22 protein-coding genes and 1 pseudogene are annotated in these 16,028 nt (G+C 39.8%); 22 read left to right on the top strand and 1 reads right to left on the bottom strand.

The window, feature by feature from the left end; translation table 11 throughout:
• The first annotated feature begins 4 nt into the window (after positions 1-4).
• The 21 genes and pseudogenes from CD00_RS17670 to eno all read left to right on the top strand — a co-directional run bounded on the left by CD00_RS17670 (position 5) and on the right by eno (position 14,266).
• A complete protein-coding gene (locus CD00_RS17670; RefSeq protein ID WP_242838933.1) occupies positions 5-1,075 on the top strand; it encodes an MATE family efflux transporter in 1,071 nt (356 codons plus the stop codon).
• A gap of 27 nt (positions 1,076-1,102) precedes the next feature.
• Positions 1,103-2,029: a DUF2156 domain-containing protein gene (locus CD00_RS0107685; protein WP_026655437.1), complete on the top strand. Its 927-nt coding sequence runs from the start codon at positions 1,103-1,105 to the stop codon at positions 2,027-2,029.
• Complete coding sequence (locus CD00_RS19250; RefSeq protein ID WP_026655436.1) at positions 2,026-2,673, top strand: GNAT family N-acetyltransferase; 648 nt, start codon at positions 2,026-2,028, stop codon at positions 2,671-2,673. Before CD00_RS0107685 ends, CD00_RS19250 begins: the two co-directional genes overlap by 4 nt.
• A gap of 73 nt (positions 2,674-2,746) precedes the next feature.
• Positions 2,747-3,292 (top strand): helix-turn-helix domain-containing protein, encoded by a 546-nt coding sequence (locus CD00_RS0107675; protein ID WP_034462029.1) that lies wholly within the window; start codon positions 2,747-2,749, stop codon positions 3,290-3,292.
• Positions 3,293-3,296: 4 nt separating this feature from the next.
• The gene (locus CD00_RS0107670) at positions 3,297-4,112 is read left to right on the top strand and encodes a hypothetical protein (RefSeq protein ID WP_026655434.1); all 816 of its coding nucleotides are present in this window, start codon (positions 3,297-3,299) and stop codon (positions 4,110-4,112) included.
• A 28-nt stretch (positions 4,113-4,140) separates the two neighbouring features.
• A pseudogene (locus CD00_RS21375) lies at positions 4,141-4,493 on the top strand (arsenate reductase family protein).
• A gap of 548 nt (positions 4,494-5,041) precedes the next feature.
• Positions 5,042-5,212, top strand: coding sequence for a hypothetical protein (locus CD00_RS20395; RefSeq protein ID WP_155841151.1), 171 nt, complete (start codon positions 5,042-5,044; stop codon positions 5,210-5,212).
• Between the two features lie 176 nt (positions 5,213-5,388).
• The gene (locus CD00_RS0107655) at positions 5,389-6,033 is read left to right on the top strand and encodes an AAA family ATPase (protein ID WP_026655433.1); all 645 of its coding nucleotides are present in this window, start codon (positions 5,389-5,391) and stop codon (positions 6,031-6,033) included.
• Between the two features lie 543 nt (positions 6,034-6,576).
• Complete coding sequence (locus CD00_RS0107650) at positions 6,577-7,059, top strand: GNAT family N-acetyltransferase (RefSeq protein WP_026655432.1); 483 nt, start codon at positions 6,577-6,579, stop codon at positions 7,057-7,059.
• A gap of 14 nt (positions 7,060-7,073) precedes the next feature.
• On the top strand, positions 7,074-7,205 hold the full coding sequence (locus tag CD00_RS20875; RefSeq protein WP_034462412.1) for a hypothetical protein: 132 nt from the start codon (positions 7,074-7,076) through the stop codon (positions 7,203-7,205).
• A 51-nt stretch (positions 7,206-7,256) separates the two neighbouring features.
• The gene (locus tag CD00_RS0107640; RefSeq protein ID WP_026655430.1) at positions 7,257-8,027 is read left to right on the top strand and encodes a class I SAM-dependent methyltransferase; all 771 of its coding nucleotides are present in this window, start codon (positions 7,257-7,259) and stop codon (positions 8,025-8,027) included.
• Positions 8,028-8,101: 74 nt separating this feature from the next.
• Positions 8,102-8,287 (top strand): winged helix-turn-helix transcriptional regulator, encoded by a 186-nt coding sequence (locus tag CD00_RS17650; RefSeq protein ID WP_034462027.1) that lies wholly within the window; start codon positions 8,102-8,104, stop codon positions 8,285-8,287.
• Between the two features lie 345 nt (positions 8,288-8,632).
• Entirely contained in the window at positions 8,633-8,878 is a 246-nt protein-coding gene (locus CD00_RS17645) for a hypothetical protein (protein ID WP_185750413.1), read from the top strand.
• Positions 8,879-8,884: 6 nt separating this feature from the next.
• Positions 8,885-9,034 (top strand): hypothetical protein, encoded by a 150-nt coding sequence (locus CD00_RS20640; RefSeq protein ID WP_242827171.1) that lies wholly within the window; start codon positions 8,885-8,887, stop codon positions 9,032-9,034.
• Positions 9,035-9,427: a GNAT family N-acetyltransferase gene (locus tag CD00_RS20635; protein ID WP_330365434.1), complete on the top strand. Its 393-nt coding sequence runs from the start codon at positions 9,035-9,037 to the stop codon at positions 9,425-9,427.
• Positions 9,428-9,429: 2 nt separating this feature from the next.
• Complete coding sequence (locus CD00_RS0107615) at positions 9,430-9,891, top strand: GNAT family N-acetyltransferase (RefSeq protein ID WP_026655429.1); 462 nt, start codon at positions 9,430-9,432, stop codon at positions 9,889-9,891.
• Positions 9,892-10,019: 128 nt separating this feature from the next.
• On the top strand, positions 10,020-10,784 hold the full coding sequence (locus CD00_RS0107610) for a class I SAM-dependent methyltransferase (RefSeq protein WP_026655428.1): 765 nt from the start codon (positions 10,020-10,022) through the stop codon (positions 10,782-10,784).
• Between the two features lie 11 nt (positions 10,785-10,795).
• Positions 10,796-11,086 carry a class I SAM-dependent methyltransferase gene (locus CD00_RS17635; protein WP_185750412.1) on the top strand — a complete coding sequence of 97 codons (291 nt, stop codon included), beginning with the start codon at positions 10,796-10,798 and terminating at the stop codon, positions 11,084-11,086.
• Complete coding sequence (locus CD00_RS0107600; protein ID WP_026655427.1) at positions 11,079-11,705, top strand: GNAT family N-acetyltransferase; 627 nt, start codon at positions 11,079-11,081, stop codon at positions 11,703-11,705. Before CD00_RS17635 ends, CD00_RS0107600 begins: the two co-directional genes overlap by 8 nt.
• A 25-nt stretch (positions 11,706-11,730) precedes the next feature.
• Complete coding sequence (locus CD00_RS0107595; protein WP_026655426.1) at positions 11,731-12,678, top strand: L-lactate dehydrogenase; 948 nt, start codon at positions 11,731-11,733, stop codon at positions 12,676-12,678.
• Positions 12,679-12,958: 280 nt separating this feature from the next.
• On the top strand, positions 12,959-14,266 hold the full coding sequence (gene eno, locus CD00_RS0107590) for a phosphopyruvate hydratase (RefSeq protein WP_026655425.1): 1,308 nt from the start codon (positions 12,959-12,961) through the stop codon (positions 14,264-14,266).
• A gap of 378 nt (positions 14,267-14,644) precedes the next feature.
• On the opposite strand, the gene CD00_RS0107585 is transcribed toward eno, so the two are convergent.
• The gene (locus tag CD00_RS0107585; RefSeq protein ID WP_026514099.1) at positions 14,645-15,076 is read right to left on the bottom strand and encodes a flavodoxin; all 432 of its coding nucleotides are present in this window, start codon (positions 15,074-15,076) and stop codon (positions 14,645-14,647) included.
• Between the two features lie 231 nt (positions 15,077-15,307).
• Between CD00_RS0107585 and CD00_RS0107580 the strand changes: the two genes are divergently transcribed.
• Positions 15,308-15,859, top strand: a complete 552-nt coding sequence (locus CD00_RS0107580; RefSeq protein WP_026655424.1) for a DUF3793 family protein — start codon at positions 15,308-15,310, stop codon at positions 15,857-15,859.
• The last annotated feature ends 169 nt before the right edge of the window (positions 15,860-16,028 follow it).

Raw genomic sequence — 16,028 nt, 5'->3', positions numbered from 1 at the left:
TATTATGCTGGTATTTCCGATTATCGTCGGTATAGTTGCATTTCTTTTATCTGAACCGATTTTAAAGATGCTTGCTACACCTGATGAGATAATGTCAGATGCTGTTGCATATCTTAGGATCATGTGCCTGGGGCTTGTTTTTGTGTCTCTTTATAACTATGCATCTTCGATGCTCAGGGCACTCGGCGATTCAAAGACACCGCTTTATTTCCTTATCTTTTCATGCCTTCTTAATACCGCGCTTGATGTGCTGTTCGTGTGCGGGCTTCATATGAGCGTGGTCGGCGCGGGAGTTGCTACGGTAATTGCGCAACTTGTCTCAGGAATCAGTTGTCTTATCTATGCCATGAAATTTAATGAGTATTTCAAAATCAGGCGTGATGAACTTAAGGTTGATATGAATATTTCTATGAAAGTGTTGAAGCTGGGAATTCCGTTGTCACTGCAGTTTTCGCTTATTGCAATCTCATGCATGGCACTTCAGCGAGTAGTTAATTCATTTGGAAAAGTAGCTGTTGCCGCATTTACCGCAACCAGTAGGATTGAACAGCTGATTCATCAGCCGTATCAGACACTCGGCGCCGCACTTTCAACATTTACGGGACAGAATTATGGCGCAAGTAAGAATGACCGCATTACTGCAGGTTATAAAAAGAGCATGATGCTGATGGCAATTTTTTCAGCGGCTATGCTTCCGATAATGCAGTTTTTTGGCGAGGCTATCATAAGAATCTTTGTTGAAGATGAAGCCGTTATCGCAATGGGAGCGATGGCGCTTAGAATAACAAGCTATTTTTATGTTATGCTTGGAATGATATATGTTGTAAGAGGTGTACTCAACGGATTCGGAGATTCGTTTTTTGCCCTGCTCAACGGAATTGTCGAGGTTATCGGCAGATTTATAGTTCCGGTTCTTCTGACACAGATTTCGTTTATCGGACTCTGGGGAATCTGGTGGTCTGTCGGAATCGTCTGGTCAATGAGTGGATTTACCGCATGGCTTAGATATGTGTGGTACAAAAAGAACCGAATCAAGGAAAGCAATATCGGAGAGGAGCTTGCGGCACATTTATAATACGCATGCGTGGAACGGAAAGGTCATATGGAAAAAAATCTTGATTTTCATAAACCGACATTTGAAGAAGCGGCAAAACTTTCGGAGGTATACGCGTTAAGAGACAACAAGACCTGCGACAGTACGGTTCTTGATACGTATCTCTGGAAAGACTTGTATAATACCCAAATATATCTTGAGGATGAGGCTGCGATCATATTGATGCAGGATGACAAGGGATATTTCGCGGCAATGCCCTATTGCAGGGAAGAGGATATTCACAAGTATTTTGAGCTTCTAAGGGAGTATTTTAATGAGGAACTTAAGCGTCCGCTAAGGATCGATCTTGCTGATGAAGATGCGATGCGGGCTTTGGGACTTCTTTGCAATCCCGACTTCACGATAGAAGAGGAGAGTGATCTTAAGGATTATCTGTATGACGCCGATGAGCTCAGAAATCTAGCGGGAAAAAAGTTCCAAAAGAAGAGAAATCTGATAAATAAATTTATGAAGGAATATGAAGGCAGATGGGAATACAGGACCATGTGCTGTGTTGATGAATATTTCCTTGAAGAATTTATGAAAGAATGGGTTGATACAAGGCTTTCCGAGGGCGCGGAGAGTAGAGAAACCCTTATTTCAGAAAAAGACGGACTTATAGATATACTCAGAAACTGTGATAAAGTTACTTTCAGGATTGGTGGTATTTTTATCGATGAAGTTCTTGAGGCGTTTTCCATCGGTTCATATAACAGTCGGGAAAAGATGGCGGTTATCAGTGTAGAAAAAGGAAATCCTGAAATCCCCGGAATATATCAGATGATCAATCAGCAATTTCTTTTAAACGCTTTCGAAGATGCGGAACTTGTAAACAGAGAAGACGACATGGGACTCGAAGGATTGCGGCAGGCCAAGGAGAGTTACAATCCTGTAGGCTTTGCCAGAAAATACAGAGTTTGCGAGAATAACATATGATAATTGAGTATGCGGAAAAAGAAAACACGAGAAAGTTGTACGAAGAGGCGTTTGACGATCCGAAAGAATTTGTCGATTATTATTATTCTGACAAGTGCCTCGATAACAGGATGATAGTGAGCTTTGAGGGTGGGGAAGTCGTATCGATGCTTCACCTGAATCCTTTTTCTGTAAATCTGTGCGGAACGGTCGTTTCAAGTTATTACGTCGTTGCGGTTGCAACAAAGAAGAGCATGCGACATAGAGGGCAGATGACCCGCGTGTTTGAAAAGACATTTGAACTTCTTAAGGGAGAGAAAATCCCTTTTATATTTCTTTTACCTGTCGATGAGTCCATATATTCTTGGATGGGCTTTGAAAAGATATGCGATTTTTCTAAAGACAGGATTCCAAGTTATTATGAAATTCAGAAAAAATATGATATCTACTGTGTCAGAGACGATGACTACGTCAGAAGAATGAACAAGGAAGACGAACTTCGAAAACTCGATATGGGAGAAGTGCTTCCCGACAATCCCGTGATAATGGCAAAGATCACTAACCTTGAGGCGTTCAACTCTGCGACCGGAAAAGAATTTGCCAATGAAAAAGAAGCCCTTGATTGGACGAAAAAGAAACGGATATATATTTGCGAAGAAGTGTAAGCCATCAAAATGATGGTAAAAGTGTCTTGAAAAACCATCAAAATGATGGTTTAATATAATCAGAGGTGATTATATGGTAAAAGAATATATAACTCCCAAATACACAGATTCTGCTGAGGTAAAGAATATCCGCAGTATTCTAAAGCTTACGCAGAAACAATTTGCGGATTTTGTTGGTGTTTCCAAACCTACTGTAGAGAGATGGGAATCGGCTAATGAACCGATAAGAGGCCCGATAGTCCTGATTATCGAGATATTAAGGCGTATGCCTCAAATTGAACAGGAATATACTTTGCCGGAGAGAAAAACACCGATTAGACTAAAGTATTATTATCGCGATATGCTTTGCACAGTTATCGATGTTAATGAGATTGAACAACGTGTATATATCAGGAATTATACAGATAATTTACTGTATCGGGCTTTTGGAAAAAATGAGCATCCTTCTTTTTCTGATTATGAAGAATTCTTGGAATCCAGATGTTTTCCTAAATCACGAGATAAAATGAAACTTGTGCTTAAAGAGTATGACATTCCTTTTTACGATCCGTTTTTGATAGTTGAGAAGACGGGAGGTCGCATGGAAGAGGATGAGTTTCATATTGTAATTGAAAGGTAATTCAATGGTTGAATTATTTGAAAAAGAAATAATTGAAACAGATAATAAATCTTCAAAAGGCAATCAGTTGAAATGGAGAAATGGTGATGAATGGTATAAGGCTGATTACACCGGGTATGAAGGATTAGCGGAGTATGTTATATCCCATCTGATCATGAAATCGTCATTAAGTGAGGAGGAGTTTTTGCTGTATGATCTTGAAAACATAAAATATAAGAGCAATGTTTTTCACGGTGTCAAAAGCAAAAACTTCCTTAAGGACAGATGGCAACTTATTACATTAGAGCGACTTTTCAAAAATGTCTATGGCAGAAGTTTGAACTCGATGATATATACCATAAGCGATAAGGAAAAAAGACTAAAAGCTTTGGTAGAAGAAACAGAGAGAGTAACAGGATTAAAGAAATTTGGCGCTTACATGTCAAAAATGATAACTATAGATTCTCTTTTCCTGAATGAGGATAGGCATACGCATAATATAGCAGTACTGGTAAACGACAGAGGTGAATACAGATTATGCCCGATATTTGATCAAGGCGCAGGGCTCCTTTCCGACACTACGTTGGATTATCCGATTGGCGGAGATATATATGAGATGATAAATTCTGTTAGGCCAAAAACTTTTTGCGATGATTTTTTTGAACAACTTGAAATTGCTGAAAAATTATATGGTCAAAACATTGAATTTAATTTTATAAAGCGAGATGTTGATGAGGTTCTTGATAATGTGCCGAGTGATAGCTATAGCAACGAAATAATTGATAGAGTCAGAATTATTTGCTATGAAAGAATGCGTCAGATGAATTATTTATTTGTATAGTCTGCTATGAATTTACGGAGGAAGAGTCATGATAAAAGTGTATTGCTATTCAAGATGTTCAACATGTAAGAAGGCTTTAAAGTGGTTGGATGATAATGGAATTAAGTATGAGAGCCTTGATATAAAAGAACAGCATCCTGATAAAATACGCTAAAAGAGCTTAACGAAAAGAGTGGTCTTCCGCTCAAGAAGTTCTTTAATACAAGCGGAATTCTGTATAGGGAGATGGAATTATCAAAAAAGATTCCGAATATGAGTGATGATGAGATGCTGGATATTTTGTCATCTGACGGAATGCTGGTAAAGAGACCGCTTCTTGTTACAGATACTGAAGTGATTCCGGGATTTAAAGAGGAAACATGGAAAGCAGCATGTTTGTGATCAGCATAATACTTTTACGTATCAGCGAGCAAAGAGTTGCAAAGCAGCTCTTTGTTTTTTCGAGAAATGTTAGCAATGGCTAACAAAAGTGATATCATGAAATCTATAGATGATATTTTGTATGGAGCTGGAATAATACCGGGTGGTTTGCAGGTGACGAAATTATTAGACAAATCGCGGGTTTACTATAGCGTTAGTGTAAATCCGGAGTATCAGTAAAATTATCTTATTTAGTATTATTCTTCGATGCCCCCATTCGCGGGGCATCGAAAACTTTCTTTTTTCAAATACCGATGTTTTTTGAAGGAGTTGAAACTTCCAGACATCGAAAATCCCATTTTAAATAATCACGCTGTTGAAAAAGAAGTATGAGGCTGTCTTGTGGCATCGGAAACCTAAAATATAAATATTCCGCTGCAATAAATGAGCCATGAGGGGGGTTCTAAGCAGCGGAAAAGTAACTATTAACAGTATCGCTGTCTAGACGGTGGCAATAGAAAGAATACAAGCGGCGAAAATGATAATATACAGCAATTCGCTGTCTTAATATGTTTATAAGAATTGTTTTGCTGATAAACAGTATTGAATATAAAGAGGCATTGAATGAGGCATTTGATTGTACAAAAGCAGCTCAATACTCAGCTGTAATCAGTGCTAATCATGCAAAGGATTATGCCAAATATATGGTGAATCAGATTGCAAGCTTAAGAGAAATGTGATATCTATATTTAGATAGTGATTATCTACAATAGACATATTATTTAATGATAATGAAGGGAGAATACTACTATGGTGGCATTTTTGAGATTAAGAAATATCTGATAGCATGAGACTTTATTATTAGTTTCATGCTTATAAAGTACATAAAAAGCATACTAATAAATAAAGGAGCATTATGATATTTCAAGATAATGTAATTAAAGAGTATTTAAAAAACGTATATTTTATCACCGGAACACCATGCGGAGGAAAAACTACCGTATCAAGAGCATTAGGAAAAAAATATGGTATTCAAGTTTATGACATTGATGAGATGTTCCCAAGTCATCAGTTGCTGTCAAATGCTGAGCATCAGCCTGCTATGAATATGACTTTTACAGATGCTGACGAATTCTTTGGAAGGTCTGTTGAAGAGTATCGGAATTGGCTGATCGCTAATACTCGCGAACAACTTGATTTTGTGGTGTTGGATTTGATCAGGCTTTCTAAAAATGCAAAGGTCATTTGTGATTGCCATTTGACAGTAGAACAGGCTGATTTATTGTCAGATCCATCGAGAGTAGTTTTTATGATCAAAGAACCGACCGATTTGGTTGACGATTATTGCAATAGACCGGATCATCAGGGGTTCAGTGACTTTATACACAGTGCGACTGATTTTGAAAGTGCGAAAAGAACTTGTAATGAAACTCTATATTCGCTTAATGCAGAAAAATATGCGCAAATAAAGTCAGGAAACTATTTCTGGATTGAGCGAGACACCAAAAGAAGCGTAGAAGAAACAGTTTCTTTGGTTGAGAAGCATCTAGGATTAGTTTAGATTGGTGTTGATAACACTCCCGTGATAACATTAGCTGATACAGTCCACGTGATATGGACAGCTGAAACCAAATGAAGTCAAATCGCAACAGAGAACCCTAACAAAAATGTTTAAGGTACAGGTTAAGTTAGGGAGCTGGAATAATACCAGCGTTTCTGCAAAGCCAGTATTTACAAGGTTTTGAGAGGTGTATGGAAGTGTAGTGACAATAAAATGACAATACACTTTGAAAATATGGTGTTATTTTAGAGTAAATAGCAAACTATAAATCAGTTCATAAAATGAGCCGTAGTGAATGTATTCAATACATTTGCTACGGCTTTTTTGTATGGTTATTGTAACGGGAGCGTGTCACGCTTCCGTTATTTTATATCAGAGGAAAAAGATGGGTTTAGCTCCTGCTTTATATGCGACAGTATTACAGTTTTTGTTGTTTAGGTATGTGCTATTTGTTAGAATGTTTTTCAGGTGCTTTGCATTTCATAACGTGTTCATAATTTAGCTGGAAACGAAGAATAATTAGGGAAATATTGGGAGCAAGAAATGTTAAGGCTAGAAAAAATAAATGGTAAAAATGTATGGAACATTTTAAAACTATCTGTCAATAATTCACAAAGGGAGTTTGTAGCTAGTAACGAGATAAGTATCATTGAAGCATACACAGCTATTACAGCCAGTGGTTATGCTTATCCCTTTGGAATCTATGATGGTGATATTCCGGTAGGATTTTTGATGATTGGATTTGATAAGGATGATTATTGGGAAGATGCACCAGATGTTGCTACAGGTAATTATAACTTGTGGCGATTGATGATAGATAAGAATTATCAGCACAAAGGATATGGTAGGCAAGCAGTAAAACTAGCGTTGGATTTTATTAAGACCTATCCATGTGGACCGGCTGAATATTGCTGGCTATCTTATGAACCGGAGAATCAAATTGCGAAGGAGTTATATGCATCGTTTGGATTTATTGAAACTGGTGATATGGATGGAGAAGAGATTATAGCAGTTTTGAAATTATAAAAGGGGATAATACAATGTCAGATTTTGGGATTAACGAAATGCTTGAAATGCAGAAAGCGCTTCAAGAGAAGTACAAAGATAAATGGGAGCATATTTCTCCAGAAGTTGGTAAAAACAAGCTACTTTGGATGATTGGAGAAGTGTGAGAAGAACATGAACCGCTGGTAGATGGAATAAACCGCAGGAGGAAGGTCGTTTTGAACGAATATAGTCTACAACATAAAAAGGCGTGGGAGTTTGATGCATATGATTTTTGGGTAAGAACCGCTGGGACTCCGGAGAAAAGAGCATCAAAGGATAAAGAAAACCCCAGGAAGATGCTAAAGCAGTATGCGAACTACTTTGATTCTTTTGAAGGCGTCAAGGTAGCTAATATCTGCGGATCCTGCGGCAAGAAAGCAATTCCGCTGGCTCTTTTGGGAGCAGAGGTTACAGTATTTGATATATCCGAAGCCAATAAGAAATATGCCATGGAAACAGCTGAGGCTGCAGGCGTAAACATTGGCTATGAAGTTTGTGATATCATGGAAATCGATATGGACAAGTATGCCGGCTTTTTTGATGTTGTCATTATGGAGGGTGGAATCCTTCATTATTTCCACGATATAGATGTTTTTATGAATGTTATGAACGGATTGCTTAAACCCGGTGGAAAGATGATCTGCAGTGACTTCCATCCATTTACTAAGATTTCCGATATACTTGGGCTGCAGCAGCCAACCATGAGTTATTTCTCAACAGATATCTTTGAAGGTGAGATGGCGCACGCAAGATTTTACGATGAGGAGATCCGTAAGCAGATCCCTAAATGCCATTACAGGAAGTACACAATCAGCGAGATCATCAATTCTATCATCGGGAGCGGATTTACTTTGGAGCGTTTTGATGAGCATCCTTCATGGGAGAACGAGAAACTTCCGGGAGAGTTTACTGCAATTGCAAAAAAAAGATATGAAAGGCGCAGATAAATTAACTAGAGTTTTTCTGCGCTTTCCTTACGTTGTGGAATCTCAACTACGCTTTTGATAAAGCGCAGAAAAGCATGATCTCGGATAGAGAACATCTATTGCTGCTTCTTAAAGAAAATCCTTCATTGACGCAAGCAGAACTGTCAGAGATGATGAACAAATCTAGAAGAGCGGTGCAAATGTTAATGAAGGAATTGCTGGACGAGGGCGTGATTGAAAGAATCGGATCTAAGAAGACAGGCTCATGGCTTGTGAAATAGTGGGGGATTTTGATATTTGAAAGTAATTATAATACGACATGGACCAGTTGCTTATGACTGGGAAAGAACGTATAGTTCCTGTGAGTTTGATAAGGCTTGTACTCAGTATGACAAGGCACCAATTATGCGGATGTCTTATGATATTCCTGTTTTTAATCTAAAACGAGTATACGTTAGTACCTTGCCTAGAAGTCGGGACACTGCAATAGAAATATTTGGGAATAAGGATTTTATATGCATACCTTGGTTAAAGAGATGCAAAAGGCGGGATTTAGAATCAGTAAATCGATGAGAAATTATAAAAATGGTGACTATGTAGTTGCTGAAAAATAGAGGTGGCTTAGATTGGATTTTACAATAAACGAGATGCAGGACATGCAACTTACGGAAATCGGTCGAGTTCTGCATTATGGTCATAAGACATATTATGTAGATTATTTATGCAATACGGACGTCGATAAAGATAGCATTATCCTTCAAGAGGGCGAGACATCTGCTTACAAATGGGTTACTTGCGATGAGTTGCGTAAATTGTCACGGGATGAAATTGCGACTCAGAGAATACAGAATTTTATAGAGGAGCTTAGATAAAGAATTATGAATGAACTCATACTTGTTGAACCAAGTCTGGAATATGCCGAGGATCTATGGGCGTTCAGACAGGAAATAATAGATAAAGATGCTGATAATGAAGATCAATTTGCTGGATGCATGTCATTGGATTCAAGTAGTTCTGCTGACGAATGAATCCGAATATGTTTTCTTAGAAAAGACGAAAAAACATGTGAAGAAGTAGGAACGACAGTTCCTTCACATACTTATCTGGCAATAAGGAAGAAGGATAACAGAATTGTTGGTGTAATAGATCTTCGTCATCATATTGATCATCCCATCCTTGGTACTTGGGGTGGACATTGCGGATATTCGGTTCGTCCTTCCGAGCGTAGAAAAGGCTATGCCAAGGAAATGTTACGCCTGGACAAGTTAAAGGCAAAAGAACTCGGGATCAATAAGATGCTTGTGACCTGCGACGAGGGAAATGATGCCAGCGAGAAAACGATTCTTGCTAATGGCGGGGTATACGAGAAGACCATCGATGTTGATGGCGATAAAATAAAAAGGTTTTGGATAAGCATATGAGCGTGGAAATATCAGTTATGACATATGGTCATCCGCTTTGGGACAAAACAATTTCCTTCGCGGAAAACTGTTCATGGAAGGCCGGACCGTATCTTGCCAAGATGATGCGTAACAAAGAGTTCTCGGAAACAGAGCGCGTGTTCGTTGCTAGTGAGGGCGAAGAAATCATCGGATATTGTACTTTTGCTAAGAAAGATGAATTGCCGGATGATGCCCCATATACACCATTTATTGGATTTGTTTTTGTTGATGAAAAAAGCAGAGGAAAGAGAGTTTCTGAACGAATGATTAATGTCGCTTCGGACTATGCCAGATCCATTGGTTATGAGAGGATTTATATTATGAGCGGTGAACAGGGATTGTATGAGAAATACGGGTTTGAAAAAATCGGTGATTTCAAAACCGTATATGGAACTGAAGACCAGTTGTTTCAAAAAAAACCTAGCGTGATAACACCACCATGATAACAATTTGATAACATTAGCTGATACAGTCCATGTAATATGGACAGCTGAAACCAAATGGAATCAAATCGTAACAGATAGCCCTAACAAAAATGTTTAAGATACAGGTTTAGTTAGGGAGGAAGAGTATGAAAGCAAATTATAAAAACTGGATGCCGAAGGGAATGATAAAAGGGGCGCTTATATCAACAGTAGTGTTATGTGCGTTAACTTGCTTAGTGGGAATCGGAACAATAATCGGAAAGATTTTGTTGGTTCTTACGGTGCTGAGTGCATTTATGACTATATGGATGTTTCTTATGTACAGAGCTTTTTCTTACAATGGAACAAGGCAGATGTCAAAGCAGATAATTGAAGGAGTGTCTTCATATGTGGTTATTCCTGACGGTGGTGTTGGCCTTGATGTCGGATGCGGAAGCGCGGCGCTTACCATTGCATGTGCCAGGAAAAATCCGGGTGCAAAAATGATTGGAATAGACAGATGGGGCAAAGAGTATGCTTCTTTTAGCAAAAATCTATGCGAAAGCAATGCTGTCGCAGAAGGTGTTTTAAATACAACCTTTCAGCAGGGTGATGCTGTGAAGCTTGATTTTGGCGATGAGACTTTTGATGCGGTGACAAGCAATTACGTATATCATAATATTCCAAGTAAGGACAGACAGGCAATCTTGCTTGAGACACTAAGGACTCTTAAGAAAGGCGGAACTTTCGCAATCCATGACATTATGTCTAAAAGCAAATACGGAGATATGGAGAGCTTTGCAAAGAAACTCAAAGATATGGGCTATGAGCAGGTAAGACTTGTTGATACGACAAACGGAATGTTCATGAGCAAGTGGGAAGCTTCATGGATGGGACTTTCCGGTTCTACTCTTTTAATAGGCAAAAAGTGAGGTGACGAAAAATGAGAACAGACAGAGAATACAAAGATCTTACAGTAAAAGAGTTTACCCAGGCGGCTGAAATATATGAATCAGATAAAGCGGGAATATATGAAATGTGTAAGGAGGATTATCCATATATTGCATCTGAGCTTGATAAAGAGGAGTATCATGATCTTCTTGATTGCGGATGTGGAACAGGACCGATGATTTCATTACTCTATGAAAAGAATCCGAATAAGCATTACACGGGGCTTGAAGCTGCGCCCAAGTTTAGGCTGCACCTTGTTGCAAGAAAGGGAAAAAATGATTAAGCTTGCAGGATTGTCTGATTCGGAAGTTGAGGCTATCTCAAGGCAGATAGCTGACGCATTTTACGATTATGAATATAACAAAGAAGACCAAGGACTTATAAAGTTCATTCCAAATAGAGAAAGTATGTATACATACATTGGCGGAATTATCAGAGCTGCCTACAGAAGTGGTATCTTGTACACGACTTCTGAGAAAAGAGAAGGCTTTTTGGTGCTTTCGGGAGAGGGAGTAGGAACTGTCGGCTTTGTAGACGGAATGAAGATGATATCTGCAGAGAAAAGAGCTCTCGGCGGATTCAAGAAGATGAAAGAGTTCATTTCAGCATGCTTTTCTAATGGTCATTCCATCGAAACAAGAATGAAAAAAGCCAAAAAGAAATTCATTAAGATCGAAGTTTTGGTAGTCAGAAAAGAGTTCCAGAAGCAGGGCTTTATGAAGAAAATGCTCCGGTATGTATATGATATGGCGGATAAAAAAGGCATTTCTGTAATTCTTGACACCGATGATAAGGATAAGAGTGAAAGGTACAGATATCTTGGAATGGAGCTTGACCGAGTAAGAAATTGCGGAGAGAACTTCCATATGTATGACCTTATCAGAAAATCTGAGATTGCTTAGTATATCAGTAAAAAGGAGGTGCGTCATGGCAACATTAAATGAAAGAAAAGTAGCGGTAGTAGGTTGTGGATTTGTCGGATCGGCATCAGCATTTGCACTTATGGAAAGCGGCTTGTTTTCTGAGATGGTGCTGATAGATGTTAACAAAGAAAAGGCAGAAGGCGAAGCACTTGATATAAGTCATGGACTTCCTTTTGCCAAGCCCGTGCAGATATATGCAGGTGATTATAGGGATGCAGGTGATGCGGCAGTAGTTGTTGTAACTGCGGGAGCGGGGCAGAAGCCGGGCGAAACAAGACTTGATCTGGTAAAAAAGAATGTCGGAATCTTTAAATCCATCATTCCCGAGATTGCAAAATATAACACGGAAGGAATCCTTCTTATTGTTGCTAATCCTGTAGACATACTTACATATGCGGCGGCAAAACTCAGTGGATTTCCTGAGAACAGAGTATTCGGTTCAGGTACCGTGCTTGATACCGCAAGGCTTAAATATCTTCTCGGAGAACATCTTAAGATTGACAGCAGATCTGTTCATGCCTGCATTATAGGCGAACACGGAGACTGCGAGATCGCGGCTTGGAGCAGTGCGAACGTATCGGGAATTCCGCTCAATGATTTCTGTGAGATGAGAGGTCATTTCGAACATGAGAAATCAATGAAAGAGATTGCTGAGAATGTAAAGAACAGTGCATATAAGATCATCGAGAAAAAGGGCGCAACATACTACGGAATTGCAATGAGTGTAAGACGTATATGTGAGGCCATTGTAAGAGATGAAAAGTCAATCCTTCCCGTATCAAGTATTCAACACGGCGAGTTCGGAATAGACGATGTTGCACTCAGTATGCCGGCAATTGTTGGAAAAAGCGGAGTTGAGGGTGCAGTCCCCATCAGACTCAGCGATGAGGAAAAGAAAGCGCTAAAGGCATCGGCGGATACACTTAAGGAAGTTTTGAGTGGAGTACTATGACTCTCTAAAATGATACTATTTCTCATTAACCCCTAAAACACTTCTGATTCGTTGACATGTAAAATGTGCTATAATAAAATATGCAGTGTTAGCATCTGCTAACACTTGAGTAAATCATGTGAATTCCTCTTTTGATTAGCCGGACCTATGAATCGGCTACTAGCGTACTGGCAAGATGACAATTAGATAAATTACTTGCGAAATAATTGATCAAAAGTCAACGTGCCAGTACGCTGAAGGGGAATTCTGTGTTTAAAATCTGAAAGGAGTAAGCAAAACAATGGGAAAGCTTGCAATTGAAAAAGTAATCGGAAGAGAAATTTTGGATTCAAGAGGAAATCCTACAGTAGAGGCAGAGGTTACTCTTGCAGACGGAACAGTGGCAACCGGAACTGCTCCGAGTGGTGCATCAACAGGTGAATTTGAGGCACTTGAACTCAGAGACGGAGATAAGTCACGTTATCTCGGAAAAGGAGTTACAAAGGCTGTAGATAATATAAATAATGTGATCAACGATGCGGTTAAAGGTATCGATGCTTCTGATACATATGCTGTAGATGCGGCAATGATCAAGGCAGACGGAACAAAGGATAAGTCTAAGCTCGGCGCAAATGCAATCCTTGCGGTATCAATCGCAACTGCAAGAGCAGCAGCTAAGTCACTTGATATTCCACTTTACAGATTCCTTGGCGGTGTTTCAGGAAACAGACTTCCTGTACCTATGATGAACATCCTTAACGGCGGAGCTCACGCTGACAGTGCCGTTGATACACAGGAATTCATGATCATGCCTGTAGGAGCACCTTCATTTAAAGAAGCACTTCGCTGGTGTGCAGAAGTATTCCATAGCCTTAAGAAGCTCATCAAGGATATGGGCGATGTAACAGCAGTAGGTGATGAGGGTGGTTTTGCTCCCAATCAGCTTAAGAGCGACGAGGATGCTATCGAGAAGATTCTTGAGGCTATCAAGGCAGCAGGCTTTGAGCCCGGAAAAGATTTCATGATTGCTATGGACGCCGCTTCATCAGAGTGGAAGAGTGAAAAAGGAAAAGGGTTCTACAAGCAGCCCAAGTCAGGTAAAGAGTTCACATCGGATGAGCTTATCGCTCACTGGGAGAGCCTCGTAGATAAGTATCCTATCATTTCAATCGAAGACGGACTTGATGAAGAAGACTGGGAAGGCTGGCAGAAGATGACAGCTAAGATCGGTAACAAGGTTCAGCTTGTAGGTGACGATCTCTTTGTTACAAACACAGAGCGACTTTCAAAGGGTATATCTCTCGGAGCAGGTAACTCAATCCTTATCAAGCTCAATCAGATTGGTTCCGTATCTGAGACACTTGAAGCAATCAAGATGGCTCACAACGCAGGCTACACTGCAATTTCATCACACCGTTCAGGTGAGACTGCAGATACAACAATCGCAGATCTTGCTGTAGCGCTCAACACATGTCAGATCAAGACAGGTGCACCCAGCCGTTCAGAGCGTGTTGCCAAGTACAACCAGCTCCTTCGTATCGAAGAGCAGCTCGGTGAAAGCGCCGTATATCCTCAGATGGATGCTTTCCACGTTCGCAACAGGCTTTGATCCAATCGCATTTTCTGTCTGCATTGTAAGCGCACTGATAGCTGAGATATGCATGGCTCTCGGAAAGTACAAGTCAAAGAAGTATAATTATTTTTTTCAGCAAAAACGGGGCTTTTCGAAGCTTAGTTTTTGTGTTTGCCGCCCTTTTCATAGACAGCCCGGCCACAAGGTAACTGTTTGGAAATATGCTGCTTTCTGACGAGCAAGATGAATTTCAAATTTAATAAAAAACGGAGATGCCGACTTCTCTGAGCAACGTCGAAAGGAGGCATCTCCGGTTTTTATTAAATTATGAAATTCACTGCGCAGACGTACGCAGCATATTTCCAAACAGTTACCTTGTGGCCGGGTGTAAGGAAAGGCAGCTACACAAATTGCTTATGCCTGCGCAAGCTGTCTTCCGAGATCTTCAAGGGCTGAAATGGCATCTGCATCGGGTGCTCCGTTAGCCATCACACCTTCGCCGCCAACGATTGTAGCGCCTGCAGATGTAAGTCTGTCCTGCCAGTCACGCATCCACTGGCCGTCTCCCCAGCCGTATGAACCAAAGAGCGCAATCTTCTTGCCGCTTGCAAAACCTTCATAATCAGCCATGAAAGGCTCAACTGTTGTCTCTTCGAGAACTTCTGCTCCCATAGCGGGGCAACCGAATGCGATAACAGTATCTTTTGCTGCATCAGCTGCGCTGATAGCGTCAAATGTTGTTACCTCAGCTTCGCCGCCTGCACTTGTGATTCCGTTTGCCACTGCATCGGCCATTGCCTGAGTATTTCCTGTTCCACTCCAAAAAACTACTTTAACTTTACTCATAAAAATGATCATCCTTTCTGAGCAATTTCGCGAGTCATGCTCTTGAAAAATACGTTAGCAAATGCTAACATAAATATCAATAAAAAAACATGATAATATTTTTCAATATTTTACTGATTGGGAAAGTGCCATAAACATGCAGGAAAAGAGAGTATTCTGCATATGTGTTAGGCGCAGCTAACGTGACGCATAATGCCAATTATCAAATTATAAAAACGATTTGGAGGAGTAATGGGAGATCAATTACTTATAAGCCTTTGTTCACCGACTTTGGCGGGGCTTAAAACAGGAAATCTTTTTACTGTCGATATCGATGACAGGGAGAGTTTTAACAAAGAAGTGAGAGACTTTAATTACAGGTTTGCGAAGAAAGGACTGCGAATGATACCCGTAAAGTATTATGAAAAGCGAGTCCTTATCTATGTTTACAGACCTGATTTTTTAAAAAGAGATTTTGCGAATAAAGAAGTATGCAAAGTCCTCAAAGAAAAGGGCTACTCATACACTAACGCAGATCTGTGCGTTGCGGAACTTGCGAAGCATTTGAGACAGGATGCAAAGTTTCCGCATGAGATAGGTCTTTTTCTCGGATATCCCGTAAAAGACGTTCTTGGATTCATGAATAGTCCCGAAGAAGGTGTGAAATACACAGGCTTCTGGAAAGTTTACGGCGACACCAAGTCAGCGCTTGAGACATTCGATAAATACAAGAAGGTTACAGAAATCTACAGCACAGCGCACAGAAACGGAGTACCTTTGGAGCAACTTACTGTTGTCTGCTGAGAAAACTTATCAATACCAAAGTCTGAACTGTATTGACTTTACAGTTATATGAGGTAGTATTAAAAATCGTAGAGGGTGATAAAAGGATTATCAATAATTTAATTATCATCCTCTGCGATTTTTTTATTATTCCGTTAGCGATACCTAACGACAAAGACAGGAGGAAGCA

The organism is Butyrivibrio sp. AE3003, from assembly GCF_000686065.1.
Lineage (GTDB): Bacteria > Bacillota > Clostridia > Lachnospirales > Lachnospiraceae > Butyrivibrio > Butyrivibrio hungatei_A.
Note: the sequence above shows the minus strand (reverse complement) of the source record. Positions and strands in the feature narration are given on the sequence as shown.

Coding starts and splice junctions, on each gene's coding strand:
- CD00_RS19250 (WP_026655436.1), top strand. CDS start 2,026: ATGATAATTGAGTATGCGGAAAAAGAAAACACGAGAAAGTTGTACGAA.
- CD00_RS0107650 (WP_026655432.1), top strand. CDS start 6,577: ATGTTAAGGCTAGAAAAAATAAATGGTAAAAATGTATGGAACATTTTA.
- CD00_RS0107600 (WP_026655427.1), top strand. CDS start 11,079: ATGATTAAGCTTGCAGGATTGTCTGATTCGGAAGTTGAGGCTATCTCA.
- CD00_RS20875 (WP_034462412.1), top strand. CDS start 7,074: ATGTCAGATTTTGGGATTAACGAAATGCTTGAAATGCAGAAAGCGCTT.
- CD00_RS17670 (WP_242838933.1), top strand. CDS start 5: ATGCTGGTATTTCCGATTATCGTCGGTATAGTTGCATTTCTTTTATCT.
- eno (WP_026655425.1), top strand. CDS start 12,959: ATGGGAAAGCTTGCAATTGAAAAAGTAATCGGAAGAGAAATTTTGGAT.
- CD00_RS20395 (WP_155841151.1), top strand. CDS start 5,042: ATGTTTATAAGAATTGTTTTGCTGATAAACAGTATTGAATATAAAGAG.
- CD00_RS0107675 (WP_034462029.1), top strand. CDS start 2,747: ATGGTAAAAGAATATATAACTCCCAAATACACAGATTCTGCTGAGGTA.
- CD00_RS0107655 (WP_026655433.1), top strand. CDS start 5,389: ATGATATTTCAAGATAATGTAATTAAAGAGTATTTAAAAAACGTATAT.
- CD00_RS20640 (WP_242827171.1), top strand. CDS start 8,885: ATGAATGAACTCATACTTGTTGAACCAAGTCTGGAATATGCCGAGGAT.
- CD00_RS0107685 (WP_026655437.1), top strand. CDS start 1,103: ATGGAAAAAAATCTTGATTTTCATAAACCGACATTTGAAGAAGCGGCA.
- CD00_RS0107585 (WP_026514099.1), bottom strand. CDS start 15,076: ATGAGTAAAGTTAAAGTAGTTTTTTGGAGTGGAACAGGAAATACTCAG.
- CD00_RS0107580 (WP_026655424.1), top strand. CDS start 15,308: ATGGGAGATCAATTACTTATAAGCCTTTGTTCACCGACTTTGGCGGGG.
- CD00_RS0107595 (WP_026655426.1), top strand. CDS start 11,731: ATGGCAACATTAAATGAAAGAAAAGTAGCGGTAGTAGGTTGTGGATTT.
- CD00_RS0107670 (WP_026655434.1), top strand. CDS start 3,297: ATGGTTGAATTATTTGAAAAAGAAATAATTGAAACAGATAATAAATCT.
- CD00_RS0107610 (WP_026655428.1), top strand. CDS start 10,020: ATGAAAGCAAATTATAAAAACTGGATGCCGAAGGGAATGATAAAAGGG.
- CD00_RS17635 (WP_185750412.1), top strand. CDS start 10,796: ATGAGAACAGACAGAGAATACAAAGATCTTACAGTAAAAGAGTTTACC.
- CD00_RS17650 (WP_034462027.1), top strand. CDS start 8,102: ATGATCTCGGATAGAGAACATCTATTGCTGCTTCTTAAAGAAAATCCT.